At 64.2% G+C, this 15766-nt stretch carries 14 protein-coding genes and 1 pseudogene; 10 read left to right on the forward strand and 5 right to left on the reverse strand.

The genetic code is table 11. The features are described 5' to 3' along the window. From AAXE93_RS09385 to cysK, 5 genes and pseudogenes are all read left to right on the forward strand, one after another. Window positions 1–178 (forward strand): annotated as a pseudogene (locus AAXE93_RS09385) (photosystem II D2 protein (photosystem q(a) protein)); the annotation flags it as partial. Next, window positions 162–1550: a photosystem II reaction center protein CP43 gene (gene psbC, locus AAXE93_RS09390; RefSeq protein ID WP_011364942.1), complete on the forward strand. Its 1389-nt coding sequence runs from the start codon at window positions 162–164 to the stop codon at window positions 1548–1550. The pseudogene AAXE93_RS09385 and the gene psbC, both read left to right, overlap by 17 nt. 108 nt (window positions 1551–1658) lie before the next feature. After that, window positions 1659–2801 (forward strand): trans-sulfuration enzyme family protein, encoded by a 1143-nt coding sequence (locus tag AAXE93_RS09395; protein WP_390130260.1) that lies wholly within the window; start codon window positions 1659–1661, stop codon window positions 2799–2801. Then, window positions 2798–4294, forward strand: a complete 1497-nt coding sequence (locus AAXE93_RS09400; protein ID WP_390130262.1) for a PLP-dependent transferase — start codon at window positions 2798–2800, stop codon at window positions 4292–4294. Before AAXE93_RS09395 ends, AAXE93_RS09400 begins: the two co-directional genes overlap by 4 nt. Before the next feature lie 54 nt (window positions 4295–4348). Beyond that, window positions 4349–5335, forward strand: a complete 987-nt coding sequence (gene cysK, locus AAXE93_RS09405; RefSeq protein ID WP_006850945.1) for a cysteine synthase A — start codon at window positions 4349–4351, stop codon at window positions 5333–5335. Window positions 5336–5410: 75 nt separating this feature from the next. On the opposite strand, the gene queA is transcribed toward cysK, so the two are convergent. From queA to lipB, 5 genes are all read right to left on the reverse strand, one after another. Next, window positions 5411–6511 carry a tRNA preQ1(34) S-adenosylmethionine ribosyltransferase-isomerase QueA gene (gene queA / locus AAXE93_RS09410; protein WP_390130263.1) on the reverse strand — a complete coding sequence of 367 codons (1101 nt, stop codon included), beginning with the start codon at window positions 6509–6511 and terminating at the stop codon, window positions 5411–5413. 12 nt (window positions 6512–6523) lie between these two features. Then, the gene (locus tag AAXE93_RS09415) at window positions 6524–7846 is read right to left on the reverse strand and encodes a dihydrolipoamide acetyltransferase family protein (protein WP_390130265.1); all 1323 of its coding nucleotides are present in this window, start codon (window positions 7844–7846) and stop codon (window positions 6524–6526) included. 56 nt (window positions 7847–7902) lie between these two features. Then, window positions 7903–8346: a YlqD family protein gene (locus AAXE93_RS09420; RefSeq protein WP_390130266.1), complete on the reverse strand. Its 444-nt coding sequence runs from the start codon at window positions 8344–8346 to the stop codon at window positions 7903–7905. Between the two features lie 92 nt (window positions 8347–8438). Further along, window positions 8439–10352 (reverse strand): AMP-binding protein, encoded by a 1914-nt coding sequence (locus tag AAXE93_RS09425; RefSeq protein WP_390130268.1) that lies wholly within the window; start codon window positions 10350–10352, stop codon window positions 8439–8441. Window positions 10353–10380: 28 nt separating this feature from the next. Further along, window positions 10381–11079, reverse strand: a complete 699-nt coding sequence (lipB, locus tag AAXE93_RS09430) for a lipoyl(octanoyl) transferase LipB (RefSeq protein WP_390130270.1) — start codon at window positions 11077–11079, stop codon at window positions 10381–10383. An 11-nt stretch (window positions 11080–11090) separates the two neighbouring features. Here lipB and hpf point away from each other — a divergent pair, with 11 nt between their 5' ends. Genes hpf through AAXE93_RS09455 form a run of 5 tightly spaced genes read left to right on the forward strand, consistent with a single transcriptional unit; the run spans window position 11091 to window position 15757 of the window. After that, window positions 11091–11678, forward strand: coding sequence for a ribosome hibernation-promoting factor, HPF/YfiA family (gene hpf / locus AAXE93_RS09435; protein WP_390130272.1), 588 nt, complete (start codon window positions 11091–11093; stop codon window positions 11676–11678). Between the two features lie 14 nt (window positions 11679–11692). Beyond that, window positions 11693–12373, forward strand: coding sequence for a deoxyribose-phosphate aldolase (gene deoC / locus AAXE93_RS09440; protein WP_390130661.1), 681 nt, complete (start codon window positions 11693–11695; stop codon window positions 12371–12373). Then, window positions 12374–13147, forward strand: coding sequence for a DNA repair protein RecO (recO, locus tag AAXE93_RS09445; RefSeq protein ID WP_390130275.1), 774 nt, complete (start codon window positions 12374–12376; stop codon window positions 13145–13147). It begins immediately after the preceding gene. A 28-nt stretch (window positions 13148–13175) separates the two neighbouring features. Next, window positions 13176–14555: an MFS transporter gene (locus tag AAXE93_RS09450; protein ID WP_390130277.1), complete on the forward strand. Its 1380-nt coding sequence runs from the start codon at window positions 13176–13178 to the stop codon at window positions 14553–14555. Between the two features lie 32 nt (window positions 14556–14587). Continuing rightward, window positions 14588–15757, forward strand: a complete 1170-nt coding sequence (locus AAXE93_RS09455) for a glycosyltransferase family 4 protein (RefSeq protein ID WP_390130279.1) — start codon at window positions 14588–14590, stop codon at window positions 15755–15757. Window positions 15758–15766 lie beyond the last annotated feature (9 nt).

Here is a 15766-nt window from a genome sequence, read left to right on the forward strand (position 1 = left end):
CGCCTATGACTTCGTGTCACAGGAAATCCGCGCTGCAGAAGATCCCGAATTCGAGACCTTCTACACCAAGAACATCCTTCTGAATGAAGGTCTGCGTGCCTGGATGGCACCGGCTGACCAGCCGCACGAAAACTTCGTCTTCCCTGAAGAGGTTCTGCCCCGTGGTAACGCTCTCTAATCCCGGTCTTGGCGCCACTGGCGGCAAAGACCTTCCTTCCACCGGGTATGCCTGGTGGTCCGGCAACGCCCGCCTGATCAACCTGTCCGGCCGTCTGCTTGGTGCCCACGTGGCCCACGCTGGTCTGATGGTCTTCTGGGCCGGCGCCATGATGCTGTTCGAGGTGAGCCACTTCACCTTCGACAAGCCCATGTACGAGCAGGGCTTCATCTGCATGCCCCACGTCGCCACCCTTGGCTACGGCGTGGGCCCCGGCGGTGAGGTCACTGATCTCTTCCCCTTCTTCGTGGTCGGGGTCCTGCACCTGATCAGCTCCGCCGTGCTCGGCCTCGGCGGCCTCTATCACGCCCTGCGTGGTCCGGAGATCCTGGAGAACTATTCCTCTTTCTTCTCCCAGGACTGGCGTGACAAGAACCAGATGACCAACATCATTGGTTATCACCTCATCCTTCTGGGCGTCGGCTGCCTGCTGCTGGTCTTCAAGGCCATGTTCTTCGGCGGCGTCTACGACACCTGGGCCCCCGGCGGCGGTGACGTCCGCATGATCACCAACCCGACCCTCGATCCGGGCGTGATCTTCGGTTACCTGTTCCGTGCTCCCTTCGGTGGCGAGGGCTGGATCATCGGTGTGAACTCCATGGAGGACATCATCGGTGGCCACATCTGGCTGGGTCTGACCCTGATCTTCGGTGGCATCTGGCACGCCATCACCAAGCCTTTCGGCTGGGTGCGTCGCGCCTTCATCTGGAACGGTGAGGCTTACCTGAGCTACAGCCTTGGCGCTCTGAGCTTCATGAGCTTCATCGCTTCGGCTTACATCTGGTTCAACAACACCGCTTATCCCTCCGAGTTCTGGGGCCCCACCAACGCTGAGGCATCCCAGGCTCAGAGCTTCACCTTCCTGGTGCGTGACCAGCGCCTCGGCGCCAACATCGGTTCCGCCATGGGCCCCACCGGTCTTGGTAAGTACCTGATGCGCTCACCCACCGGTGAAATCATCTTCGGCGGTGAAACCATGCGCTTCTGGGACTTCCGTGGTCCCTGGCTGGAGCCCCTGCGTGGCCCCAACGGTCTCAGCCTCGACAAGCTGCAGAACGACATTCAGCCCTGGCAAGTGCGCCGTGCGGCTGAGTACATGACCCACGCTCCCAACGCCTCGATCAACTCCGTGGGCGGCATCATCACCGAGCCCAATTCGGTGAACTACGTGAACCTCCGCCAGTGGCTGGGTGCAACGCAGTTCGTGCTTGCCTTCTTCTTCCTGGTTGGTCACCTCTGGCACGCCGGCCGCGCTCGCGCTGCTGCTGCTGGCTTCGAGAAAGGCATCGACCGCAAGGCAGAGCCTGTGCTCGGCATGCCCGACCTCGACTGATCCACCGGTTCAACCCAAACGATTTCATCAACCCTCGCCACACGGCGGGGTTTTTTTTTTGGGATGGGAGAGGCGATTTCTTAGCCTGTCTGAATCGATGGATCGTCCGTGAACACAGGCCTGAACACCCGGGTGATCCACCACGGCGACAGCTTTGCGGGAGACACCGGCACGGTGATGCCGCCGATCTTCCCCACCAGCACCTTTGCCCATGGCAACGCTGGCGGATTTGATTACACCCGTTCCGGCAACCCCAACTTCCGCATCCTTGATGGGGTGCTCGCTTCGGTTGAAGGCTGTGCCCACGCCACCGTGTTCGCCTCCGGCGTCAGCGCCATTACCGCTGTGGTTTCCCAGCTGAAGCAGGGCGATCTGGTGCTCTGCGAAGAGAACCTCTATGGCTGCACTGTGCGGCTGTTCGAGCAGGTGTTCGCGAAGTTCGGCTTGAAAACCGCTTGGGTGGACTTCACCCAGCCGGCCGCACTGGAGCAAATCAAAACCCAGAAGCCGGCGATGGTGTGGCTGGAGAGCCCCACCAACCCTCTACTAAAGGTGATCGACCTGGAGGCGGTCTGTGCCATCACCCAACCCCTCGGCATCCCCGTGGTGGTGGACAACACCTTCGCCACCGCCCTAGTGCAGCGCCCTCTAGAGCTGGGCGCCACCCTCTCACTCACCAGCACAACCAAGTACATCAACGGCCACTCCGATGCCCTCGGGGGAGCCGTGTGCACCAACGATCCTGAGTGGCACCAGAAGATGGTGTTCTCCCAGAAGGCCCTGGGCCTGCAGCCCTCCCCCTTTGATTGCTGGTTGATCACACGGGGCATCAAGACCCTGCCGCTGCGGCTCAAGCAGCAGATGGCCAATGCCGCAGCCCTGGCCGATCAGCTGGCGGGGCACGCCAAGGTGAACTGGGTGCGTTACCCCCACCGCAGTGATCACCCCCAGCATCAGGTGGCAACCCGTCAGATGCGTGCCGGTGGCGCCATCGTGACGGTGAGCTTCAACGCCAGCCAGGAGCAGACCTATGCCCTCTGCAAACAACTGCGCTGGTTCACCATGGCCGAAAGCCTGGGCGGCATCGAAAGCCTGATCTGCCACCCCGCCACCATGACCCACGCGGCGGTATCCGCCGATGTGAAGGCCAAGCTGGGCATTGACGACGGCCTGGTGCGCTTTTCAGTGGGCTGCGAAGACCTCGCCGATCTGCAGGCCGATCTGGACCAGGCCCTGGAGCTGCTGGCGTGAGTCCTCGCAATCTGCTCAGCGATCCGGCCTGGCAGGGCTCTGATCTCGGCCATCCCCTGCCCGACTCCCCCCATGCAGTGTCTGTGGCGCTGCCGCGCTGGCGCGATGTGGTCGCCTACGAGGAGAAGGATCCGGCCTGCCGCGATGCCCTGCAGACGATCTATCCCCGCTTCGGCCTGCATCCGCTGATCCGACAACTGGTTCAGCCTTCGGAGCTTGCAGGCACCTCGGTCTGGCCCTACCCCACCGAAGCGGCAGCCCAGGCAGCCCTGGCCCACTGCCAACGCAAGTCACCGAAGAGCCGCTCGGAGCTGATCGCCATTGCTGGGCTGACCTGCCTGCGTAGTGATGCAGCGGCGAGCCCCCATGCCAAAGCGTTCTGGCAGCACACCGGCCTGGGCCTCTCCTCCCGCCAGGCCGCCATCGCCCTGGGGAAAGAGACATCCCCCAGCAGGACATCCGGCGACGCGGCCCGCGAGCTGATTCGAAAGCGCCTGGCATCCATCCATGGCGTCGACGCCCAGCAGATCAGCCTGCATCCAGCGGGAATGGCCGGCCTGTATGCGGCCCTCAGCGCCATCCAGACGCTGCGACCTGAGAAGCCCACGCTGCAGCTGGGCTTCCCCTATGTGGATGTGCTGAAGCAGCCGCAGGTGGTGTTTCACGGTGGCGAGCTGTTACAACCGCAGAGCCTCGCCGAGGTGGAAGCGGTCCTGGATCAGCTCCAGCCGGCGGCCGTGATTGTGGAGCTGCCCAGCAATCCGCTGCTGCGCTGCATGGATCTACCGGGCGTGTCGGCCCTGGCCCGCAGCCGCGGCATTCCGGTGATTGCCGATGACACGATCGGCACCGGCATCAACCTCAATGCCCTGCCCTACGCCGATCTGATCTTCACCTCACTCACCAAGAGCTTCGCCGGCCGCGGTGATGTGATGGCTGGCAGTGTGCTGGTGAGCCCGCAGTCGCCCTGGGCGGCCTCCCTGCTGGCGGCGGTTCCAGCCATCGCCCCCCTCAGCGATCCCGATGCCATCGCCCTGGAGATCGCCAGCCGGGATGTGCTCCAGCGGGTGCCGCAACTCGATGCGAACGCCCTGCTTCTGGCGGAACGGCTCGAAGCCCATCCAGCCGTGCAGCGGGTGCTGCATCCAAAGAGCTGCCCCAACTTCCGCGCCTTGATGCGCAGCGGAGCTGGCCACGGCTGCCTGCTCTCCTTTGAACTGAAGGGAGGCCAAGAGCACTCCAAACGGGTTTACGACGCGCTTCGGATCAGCAAAGGCCCCAGCCTTGGCACCGATTTCAGTCTGGTGTGCCCCTACACCCAGCTGGCCCACTACGACGAACTGAGCTGGGCGGAGCAATGCGGTGTGCCGGCTGATCTGCTCCGGGTGTCCGTCGGTCTGGAAGACCCCGAGGCACTGTGGATGCGATTTGAGCAAGCGTTTGCTGACGAAGAGTCCTGTGAGACTCTGAAAAAGCCCTTAACAACCGGGTGAGGAGAGGCTTTCGATCATTAGTTTGTTTTCTTCGGGCCCCTCTACAGCAGCTCCATGTCCCGCATTTACGACGACAACAGCCAGGCCATCGGCAACACCCCGCTGGTCAAGCTGAACAACGTCACCAAAAACTGCAAGGCCACTGTGCTGGCCAAGGTTGAGGGGCGCAACCCCGCTTACAGCGTCAAGTGCCGGATCGGCGCCAACATGATCTGGGACGCAGAAAAAAGCGGAAAGCTCACCAAGGGCAAGGTGATTGTTGAGCCCACCTCCGGCAACACTGGCATCGCTCTGGCCTTCACCGCCGCGGCCCGCGGTTACAAGCTGATCCTCACGATGCCCGAGTCGATGTCGATCGAGCGGCGTCGGGTCATGGCTGTGCTCGGGGCTGAGCTGATCCTCACCGAGGCCGCCAAAGGCATGCCCGGTGCAATTGCCAAGGCCAAGGAAATCGCTGAAAGCGATCCGGCCAAGTACTTCATGCCTGGCCAGTTCGACAATCCCGCCAACCCCGAAATCCACTTCAAGACCACCGGTCCTGAAATCTGGAACGACTGCGATGGAGCCATTGACGTGCTCGTGGCCGGCGTCGGCACCGGTGGCACCATCACCGGCGTCTCCCGCTACATCAAAAATGAAGCAGGCAAGGCGATCGAATCCGTGGCCGTTGAACCGACCAACAGCCCGGTGATCACCCAGACCATGAACGGTGAAGCCGTCAAACCCGGTCCCCACAAAATCCAGGGCATCGGCGCTGGCTTCATCCCCCAGAACCTCGACCTCTCCGTGGTCGACAAGGTGGAGCAGGTGACCAACGAGGAGTCCGTTGCCATGGCCCTGCGCCTGGCCCAGGAGGAAGGCCTGCTGGTGGGCATCTCCTGCGGTGCCGCCGCTGCAGCCGCTATTCGTCTGGCCGAGAAAGATGAGTATGCCGGCAAAACCATCGTGGTGGTGCTGCCCGACCTGGCCGAGCGTTACCTCTCCTCGGTGATGTTTGCTGAAGTGCCGACCGGCATCATCGAGCAACCGGTGGCTGTCTGAGCTGGCTCCACCAGAAGCCTTGGCCCCGTCGTTGACGGGGCTTTTTTTATGGCCTCAACGTGAACCGTTCAGGTCTCAGCGTGCTGGTGGGCGGGCCTGGGGCTGCACCGCCGCTGCATCAATCCACATGGCATCGCCATAGGAGAAGAAGCGATAGCTCCTTTCAATCGCTTCGGCGTAGAGCTTCAACAGGGTTTCCCGGCCGATCAGGGCACTGACCAACAGCAGCAGAGAGCTTTTGGGCAGATGGAAGTTGGTGAGCAGAGCTTGAATCACCTTGAACTGATAGCCCGGCTGAATCACCAGATCCACCGGCCCGGTGTAGGGCTTGAGAACACCGCCATGGGCTTGAGCGGCCCCCTCCAGGGCACGAACACTCGTGGTGCCCACCGCAATCACCCGGCCTCGACAAGCCTGCACCGCCTCCACCACAGCAGGGCTGACATCCACCCATTCACTGTGCAACTCCAAGGCGGTGAGGTCTTCCGTTTCAACGGGGCGAAAGGTGCCGAGGCCCACATGCAGGGTGATCCGGGCCAGATCCACCCCTTTCTTCTGCAAGCCCGCCAGCAGTTCATCACTGAAATGCAACCCCGCCGTCGGGGCGGCCACCGCACCGGGACGGTCGGCGTAACGGGTCTGATAGCGCTGGCTGTCGCTGGGGTCGTGCCGTTCGATGTATGGCGGTAGAGGCACCTCGCCCACGTCATTGAGCAAACCCTCAATGGTTTCGGCATCCCTGCAATCACTGGGGAACTGCACCACCCGTCCACCACTGGCGGGGTCTTCTGCAAGCACCGTCAGGCTGATCGAAGTGCCATCAATCGTGAGGCTGTCGCCGGGCCGCATGCGCTTGGCAGGACGGGCCAGGCAAAGCCAGCGGCCCTCCCCCCGCGGCTCCAGCACCAGCAACTCGGACAACCCACCCCCGGAACGACGCACCGCCAGGCGGGCCTTCAACACCCGGGTGTCGTTCACCACCAGCAGATCACCAGGCTGCAGCTGCTCGAGCAGATCCCACACCTGGCCGTGAGCAGCATCCATTGATGCCTCCCCCTGGGGGGGAGCCATCAACAAGCGAGCGCTGTGGCGGGGCTCAACCGGTGCTTGAGCGATGCGCTCAGGCGGCAGCGGGTAGTCGTAGCTGCTGAGTTGCAGGTCCCTGGGGTCAGGCACGCGGGCGACCGATCAGAGCGCCAGGCTTTCTGGACGGTTCTCGATCAGATCGGCGAGATCCTTCAGGAATGCGGCACCGTCGGCGCCGTAAATCACGCGGTGATCCGCCGTCAGGTTCACCTGCATCTGACGCTTGACGGCGATGGAGCCGTCCTTGTTCGCCACCACCGTGGGGCGTGATGCAGCGACGGCGAGAATGGCCCCGGTGCCTGGGGGAAGGATCGCGTCGAAGCGATCAACACCGAACATGCCGAGGTTGGAGAGGGTGAAGGTGCCCGTGGAATACTCCTCCGGCTGCAGCTGCTTGCTGCGGGAGCGCTTGACCAGATCACCCCAGTGACGCGACATCTCGTAGAGATCGGTGCGATCGGCATTACGCAGCACCGGCGTGATCAAGCCACCGTCTTCCATCGCCACAGCGACAGCCACGTTCACGTCGGCTGGATAGGCCATGCCGGCAGCGGTGGTGGCGGCATTCACCTGGGGGTGACGCGCCAGGGTGACGGCCACAGCCTTGGCCAGCAGCGCCGTCATCGTGACGCCCTTGGGTTTCACCTGTTTGTAGAAGGCATCCAGCTTCTCTGTGGTGATGGTGTAACCAACGCGGAAGCAGGGAACCGCAAGGCTCGCCTCCATGTTTTTGTTCACCGCACCCTGGAGGGTGTTGAAGGCCACGGTCTCGCCGGGCCGACCAAAGCTATTGCCCGCCTGAGCCGACGGGGCCGCTGCTGCTGCTGCTGCGCCAGCCGAGGAAGCAGCGGGGGCCGTTCCTTCCGCCACCCGGGGCACGGAGATGGGCTGACCGGAGGCTTGCTCCACGTCTTCGGCCTGAATCCGGCCGTGGGGGCCGCTGCCGCGCACGGTGGCCAGGTCCACACCCATCTGAGAGGCCAGCTTCTTGGCCCGGGGGCTGGCCACGATGCGACCGTCGTTCACCACAGGTGCCGACGGTGCAGGGGCAGCAACAGGTGCCGGGGCAGGAGTCGGAGCTGGGGTCTGAACCGCAGCTGGCGTGGGAGCCGGAGCCGGTGCAGGGGCTGGCGCCGCAGCAGGAGCGCTGGGGGCCTTGGCCTGCGCGTCGGCGATCTCAGCCTCTGTTTCGACAATCAGACCGATGGTTTCGCCCACCGGTGCCGTGCTGCCAGCAGGCATCAGGACCGCTGCGAGATAGCCGTCCTGAAACGACTCAACGTCCATGTCCGCTTTGTCGGACTCAACGACAAGAACCGACTCGCCCCGAGCCACCTTGTCTCCGGGCTGTTTCAGCCACTCCACGATCTTCCCCTCCGTCATGGTGGAGCTGAGGGCAGGCATGAAGATGTCTGTGGTCGCCAAAACCGTCTCCGGGAGGGCAGATCAGGGGAGTTTACGAGTCAGCAGAGGCAAGCCGATCAGACTTCCTCAATCGACTGCACAACGCCATCCTTCACAACGATGGCCACCTGCATCTTCTGCACCAGGTTGTCGCCGACCTTCAGCTCACAGCTGCTCTCCAGCTGACCCTGCTCAACGATCTGGTCCATCTCCAGCTCACGCACCTGGGCCTGCTGCTGAAGCAGGTTGCGCTTCTGCTCCTCCAGCTCGGCGCGCTTGGCCGCCACCTGCTGTTGGATCTGCGCCACCTGATCCTGCACGCGGGGATCAAGGGGGTTGGCGCTCTGACGACGCACCTGGTCCACCACGTCCTGACCTTCCTGTTCCAGCTGAGCCAGCTGTTGGTCAGCGGTAGCGATGCCATTGCTGAGCTCGCGCTCTGCTTCTTCTTTCCAGGTGGGCGTCACGACGGCGCGAACGGTGATCGGACGCTTGATCGTCAGGGAGGTGCCGTCGGACATGGGTTCTTGGGAGACGGCCAAAGCGTGTCAGCCCTTTCACGTGGGGGCAATCACCGGACAACCGACCACCCCCCAAGCCTCATCAGGCGCGGTCAACGTCCGTAAAGGCCATTGATCAACTGCTGATCGCGGCTGGTGATGCGATCACGGCGCTGCTTCAGGGTCTGGGTCAGGAGTCCGTTCTCAATGCTGAAGGGATCCACAAGCACCACCCCGGCCAGCCGTTCATCACCCCGGGAACCCGACCGCTGCTTGAGCAAGCGGTTGCATTCGCGCATCAACAAACGAAGAAGGGCCGGATCACCAGGTTGGCCGCCCAGATCCTGCGCCACGCTCACGCCGGCTTCAGCCGCCCAGGCCACGATCGCCTCAGCACGGGGAACGATCAGGCCACCGAGCTGGCGTTCGTCCTGACCCACCAGCATCACCTGCTCGATCAGGGGGCTGGCCACCAGGGCCTCTTCCAGGGGGCCGGGCTCGATGTTCTCACCACTGCTCAACACAATCGTGTCCTTGGCCCGTCCGGTGAGGGCCACCGAACCATCCGGCAAGAGCATGCCGAGATCGCCGGTGTCAAACCATCCCGCGGCATCGAGAACCTTGGCGCTGGCCTCGGGTTTGCCGAGGTAGCCCGCCATCACCTGGGGGCCCCGCACCATCACCCGCCCACGTTGCCGGAAGCCCAGGGGCTGGCCGTTGTCGGGATCGACGATCCGGAATTCGGTCTGGGGCATCGGCAGCCCGGAGCTGCCGCGGATGTTGCGCCAGGGCCTGCGGCAACTCACCACAGGGCTGGTTTCGGTGAGGCCATAGCCCACCAGCAGCTCAATCCCCACGGCTTCAAAAAAGGAATCGATGTGGGGCGCAATGGCACCGCCACCACTGATCGGATAGGCGAGCTGACCGCCACTGAGCTGGCGACGCAGCTTCGGCCAGATCAAGGTCGAGGCCAGGGCATGCAGGGGCCAGCGCAGGGCCGCGGAGCCGCAGGCACGCAGCCGGCCGGCCGCTGATACCGGTTCCAGCAGGAGGTTGCGCGCCGTGCGCACGGCTTTGCGCTGGGCAGCGCTGTTGGCCAACGCCGCCCGCAGCAGGCGCTGCCGGGAGGGGGAGAAGGTCTTGAGCACATCCTCAAATCCAGCCTGAACCGCCTCCCACAGCCGCGGCACGGTGGCCATCGCGATCGGCCGGACCCGCGGCAGATCCTTCTTCAGTTGCTTGATGGTTGTGTAGGTCTGCGTGCAGGCGCATGAGAGGAAGAAGTAGCTGGCACTGCGCTCGTAGGCATGCCAGATGGGCAACACACTCAGCACCGGAGCACCGGGCTCGGGATAGGCCACACAGGCCAGTGAGCTCATCTGATGCAGCAGGTTGGCGTGGGTCAACGGGACCCCTTTGGGTTGGCCGGTCGTACCCGAGGTGTACAGAACAGTGGCCACGGCGTCTCGCCCCCCCGCCGGGCCAACGGGATCGAGGCCGGCCCCTGACGCTAGAAACGCCTCCCAGCCGATGGCGCCCTCGGCAGGCTCCCCTTCCAGCTGAAGCACGAAACGCAGCTGAGCCCTTTGCTCTGGGGGAAGGGCCAGACGACGCCACACATCAGCGTTCTGCACCACCAGGGCCGTCGCCCGGCAATCCGAAAGGATGTAGCGCAGCTCCTCCACCGGGGCCGAGGCACCGCGCACGGCATCAGCGGCACCGGCACGCATCAGGCCCTGATCCGCCACCAGCCAGCGGGGGCTGTTCTCAGCAAAAAGAGCCACCACATCCCCATCCTTCACGCCATGGCGCCGAAAGGCGGAAGCAGCGGTGGCGATGCGCTCCGCCAGTTCGCCGAAATTGAAGCGTTCGGGATGCGCAGCATGGGGCGCATCGACGGCGGCAATCAGCCCGTGGCGGTCGGCGAGCCAGGGCCACACCGCATCGACCCTCTGCAACTTCTGAACATGGGCATGACGCTGCAAAGCGTCCGTTTCACGGGTTGTCGGGCTCCAGCTGGCCGTCATCCGAGGCAGGGGTTCAAACAGCTCAGGTCTATCTCGATTCCTCCTCCCAGACCAGACCGAAACGATGGGCCAGGGCTTGCCGCAGCAACGGCTGCACCTCAGCCGACGTCAGCCCTGGCAACCAGTCTGCAAGCCGCCCAACCGCACGACCGGTGAGCCCACAGGGGGTGACTCGCTCAAACCCCTGCATCGAGCAATCAACGTTGAGGGCCAGGCCGTGCTGGGTGATCCAGCGGCGACAGCCCACACCGATGGCGGCAACCTTGCGGTTGTCCAACCAGAGGCCGGTCAACCCCGGCAGACGCTGACCCTCCAGGCCCAACTCCGCCAGAACATCCAGAACGACTTGTTCCAACTGACGCAGATACCAGTGCAAATCGGGCGTGCGGCGCTGAAGGTCCAACACCGGGTAGGCCACCAGTTGGCCGGGCAGGTGATGGGTCACCTCCCCGCCCCGATCGATCCGATACAGGGGTGCCGGTGGGTCAGCGGGATCAAAATGCAGGTGCTCCTCGCTGGCACCACGGCCAAGGGTGTAGCAGGTCTGGTGCTGCAGGATCCAGACCGCCTCCGGAGCCGATGGATCAGCAAGAAGAGTGCTCTGCCAGCGCTGTTGCGCCGACCAGGCGGCATCGAATCGAACCGGATCACCGGGCTCGAAAAGAAATGCACGCTGGGGGTGGGCCGAATCGTGCGCCGTATCTAATTTGCCGATAACAACCGGCACAGGAGTGAGGCATGAAGTTGCTGATCCATGGTCGCAACCTCGAGATCACGCCAGCGTTGCGGGATTACACCCAAACCAAGTTGGAGCGGGCCACATCGCACTTCGGTGATGCTGTGCGCGAGGCAGACGTCCATCTCTCGGTGGCTCGCAATCCCCGGGTGCCGCAGCAGACAGCCGAGGTGACGGTCTTTGCCAACGGCACGGTGATCCGCGCCCAGGAACGCAGTGAAAACCTATACGCCAGCATCGATCTGGCCGCAGGAAAACTGGCCCGCCAACTGCGTCGCTGGAAGGAACGCCACAGCGATCACCACCACAGCCACGGCCACAGCGCCAGCCACACCCCCAGCACGGATGTGGTCAACGATGCATCCCCCGTTGAAGCCTCCCTTCTGCAAGGGCGTGAGGCGGAACTGCCGGATCCGGGAGTGCGGCGCAAATATTTCGCCATGCCGCCCATGGGCCTGGAGGAAGCACGCTGCCAACTGGATCTGATCGACCACGACTTTTACCTGTTCCGGGAGAAGGAAAGCGATCAGCTGCAGGTGATCTACCGCCGCAACCATGGTGGGTATGGGGTGATTCAGGCTCGTGAGTGACCTCCCGGCCCGCCATGGCTGATCCAGCCCAAGAGCTCCCCGACCTCCCCCCCCGGCTTGATCAGGCGATCCTCGACCCCCTGCTGACCCTGGACCAGCTCCAAGCCCTCTGTGATTCCGGGATGCAGGAGGGCGTGCGGGCCATTTGCACCACACCGCGTCAGCTGCCGCTGCTGCGGGAACGCATCGGGACGACCGACGCAGGGCCTCGCCTGGTGGCGGTCATCGGCTTTCCCTTCGGAACCATTCCCGCTGAGCTCAAGCTGGCGGAAGCGGAGTGGTGTGCCGCCCATGGCGCCCAGGAGCTCGATGTCGTGCCCGATTTCAGCGCCTTGGCGAACGGTGATTCAGGCGCGTTTGCCGAGGAACTTGCCGCCCTCTGCGAGCTGGGGCTTCCCGTGCGGGCCGTCCTGGACATGGCCCGTCTGGAGAGCGAACAGCTGGAACTGGCCGTGGAGGCCGCCATTGATGCTGGTGCTGCGGGACTGCAGACCAGCAACGGCTTTGGCCCGGCCTGCCATGCCGATCAGATCCTTGCGTTGAAACAACTGATCCGTAAACGCTGCGCCATCAAGGCAGCCGGGGGGATCCATAGCCTCAGCCACGCAGGAGACCTGCTGTTAGCGGGGGCCGATCTGTTGGGCACCAGCAGCGCGCCGGCTCTTCTGCAGGCCCAGCGTCGCCCCGCGGCCTGAATGGCAGAACGACGCCTCACCGGACTCGCCCTCAAGGTGGGGCCTCTCGGCGAACACGACCGCCTGCTGAGCCTGCTCAGTGATGCGGAGGGCGTCAGTCGCTTCGCCGTTCCCGGAGCACGACGTCCCAAGAGCAGTCTGGCCGCCGCCGCCCCCCTCACCCTGCTGGAACTGCAGGTGGGAGGACGAAGCGGCCTGGCCCGGGTGCGACAACTGCGGGTGCTGCGCAGTTTTTCCGGCCTCGGGCAACAGCTGGAAACCCTGGCTGCGGCGCAGGCACTGTGTGATCTATGCCTTCAACTGGCGGCCCAGGACCCTGTGAACGGGCTGCTGGACACGATGCAGCTGCACCTCGAACGCCTGGAGGAGTACCGAGCCGACCCGGAGCTGGTGCTGGCCGGCACGGTCCAGGCCTGCATCCATCTGCTCACCCTGGGCGGTTATGGACTGCCGTTGCAGACCTGCTGCATCACAGGCGATCCCCTGGAGCCACCGCTGGGGCAGTGGGACTGGCGCTGCAGCCTTCTGCCGCAGGATGGCTTTGCGATTGATGAGCAGCCCGGGGCGGCGATTCAGCTGAATCCCTCCGAACTGGCCCTGCTCCAGCGACTCACCCGGGCCGACCTGCCCCGTCGCCGGGACGGTGCGCTGATGGGCCCCCCAGCCGTGTGGCGCCGGCTGCTGCGGGTGGTTGAGATCTGGAGCCGGACGCATCTGAACCGACCCAGCAAAGCCCTGGCCATGCTGCGAGAGACACTCCTGGCAGGCGCGTAAGCCATCATGGCCGCGATGCAATTGCCCCTTGAGCGGACCGAGCCTCACCACCCCTGAACCCGCTCTGCCCACCGGCAGCAACCCGGAGGGAAAGCGCGGCTTGGAAGCCGTGCTACGCCTCAAGGACTTCCGCAAACTCTGGCTGGGCCAGATCTTTTCCCAGCTGGCGGACAAGTTCTACATCGTGCTGATGGTCTTCCTGATCGATCAGCACCTGCTGCTGAAGGGGCAGGGAAGTGGCGTGCTGGCGGAGATGGCCTCGGATTACGGCCTCGACATCAGCACACGCACCCAGGTGATCACCCTTCTGGCTACAGGCATTTTTGTGGCCAACACCATCCCGGCCATGCTGCTGGGAACGGTGGCTGGGGTCTGGGCGGACCGCTGGCCCAAGCGTCGGGTGATGGTGGCCAGCAATGCCATCCGAGCCCTGTTGGTGGTGTTCGCACCGCTCTGTCTGCTGCCGGGGCCCGTCTGGCTTGGTCTGCCCTGGGGCTACTGGGGGCTGGTGAGCATGACCTTCCTGGAGTCGATCCTGACCCAGTTTTTCGCCCCCTCGGAACAGGCCACGATTCCTGTGGTGGTGCCGGGAGATCACCTGTTGGCGGCCAACTCCCTCTACCAAGCCACCAGCATGGGGGCAACGATCCTGGGCTTCGCGCTGGGGGAACCGATTCTTCGTGCCCTGCACAGCAGCCTGGCGATTATCGGCATCGATGGCGGCGAGTTTCTGCTGCTTCCGCTCTGTTACGGCCTCGCGGCCCTCAGCCTGTCGCGCCTGAAGCTGCAGGAAGCCCCCAAGCCCTCCTCCAATACATCGGTGTGGACGGAGATCGGCGAAGGATTGCAGGTGCTGCGCCGGGTGCCTTCAGTGCGTGGCGCCATGATTCATCTGGTGCTGCTCTACAGCCTGTTGGCAGCGCTTTACGTGTTGGCCCTCCAGCTGGCTGCCTTGATCGAGAACCTGGGGCCCTCAGGCTTTGGTGCCCTGCTAGCCATGAGTGGACTGGGCATGGCGATCGGAGCTGTGGTGATCGCCCAGCTGGGCCATCGGTTCAGCCGCCGCCGGCTCACGGCAGCAGGCCTGGGAACCATCACGTGGACCCTGGTGCTACTCAGCCAGCTGCGGGGATCCCTGGCCTTCACCCTGAGCCTCTGCGGAATCCTGGGCATCGGCGCAGCTCTGGTGGCGATCCCCGCGCAGACCACGATTCAGGAAGAAACCCCCGAAACCGAGCGCGGCAGGGTGTTCGGACTGCAGAACAACCTGATCAACATCGCCCTGAGCCTGCCGCTGGTGCTGGCGGGCACCCTGGTGAGCAGCATTGGTCTTCAACCGGTGCTGTGGCTGCTGGCGGGGTTGGCCCTGGTGGCAGCGTTGATCGAACGACCGTGGCAGCGCTGCTAACTTGCCTTTTCGCCTGAGGAGGCCCAACCCGCTTGGCGCAGATTGCGTGGCTCGGCAAGAAGTCTCCCTTCTGCGGGAATGTGTCCTACGGGATCAGCACCACGGAGGCCCTGCGCAAACGCGGGCATCAGGTGCATTTCATCCATTTCGATAACCCGCGCAGCCCGGAGCGCGACGACACATCGCTGCTGGCCAACGACCCGGACGTCAGCCTGCCCTACCTGGTCAAATCGCAGGTCTACACGATCCCTTCCCCCGGGGCGCAGCGGGAGCTGAGGGAATCCCTGGAGCGGCTGCAGCCCGATCTCGTGCACGCCAGCCTCACCCTTTCCCCCCTGGATTTCCGCCTGCCGGAGCTCTGTCAGCAGCTGGGCGTGCCCCTGGTGGCCACCTTTCATCCCCCCTTCGATGCAGGCCTGCGCAACCTGACGGCGGGCACCCAACAGCTCACGTACCAGCTGTATGCACCGGCCCTGGCCCGCTACGACCGGGTGATCGTGTTTTCACAGCTTCAGGCGGACTTTCTCGAGCGCCTGGGCGTTCCCGCCGATCGACTGACGGTGATTCCCAATGGTGTGGACCCCGACCGCTGGTGCCCCACCAGCCCCGGCAGCCTTTCGCTAATGCATCAGCAGGTGCGGCAACGGCTGGGGCGAGAACGGAATTTCCTCTACATGGGACGCCTTGCAACGGAGAAGAACGTTGAAGCCCTGCTGCGTGCCTGGCGGCTGGTTTCACCGGAGGGCTGCCGGTTGGTGATCGTCGGCGACGGGCCGCTGCGCAATAGCCTGATGAACCAGTTCAACGACGATCGGATCCTCTGGTGGGGCCACGAGCCAGACCTGGACACCCGGGTTGCTCTGCTCCAGTGCGCTGAGGTGTTCATCCTGCCGAGCCTTGTAGAGGGCCTGTCGCTGGCCTTGCTGGAGGCGATGGCCAGCGGAACAGCCTGCGTGGCCACCGATGCCGGTGCCGATGGCGAGGTGCTGGAGCAAGGGGCGGGAATCGTGCTGAGCACCCAGGGCGTCACCACCCAGTTGCGCACACTGCTGCCGGTGCTCAGGGACCAGCCGGTGCTGACCGCGGAACTGGGCCGCAAAGCCCGCCTCCGCGCCTTGGAGCGCTACACGATTTCCAGCAACATCGATGCCCTCGAACAGCTCTACGCCGACCTGATGCAAACCAGCACGGTCGCCGCCTGAGCCAGGCCA

The sequence above is a fragment of the Synechococcus sp. HIMB2401 genome (assembly GCF_042883245.1).
GTDB lineage: Bacteria > Cyanobacteriota > Cyanobacteriia > PCC-6307 > Cyanobiaceae > Parasynechococcus.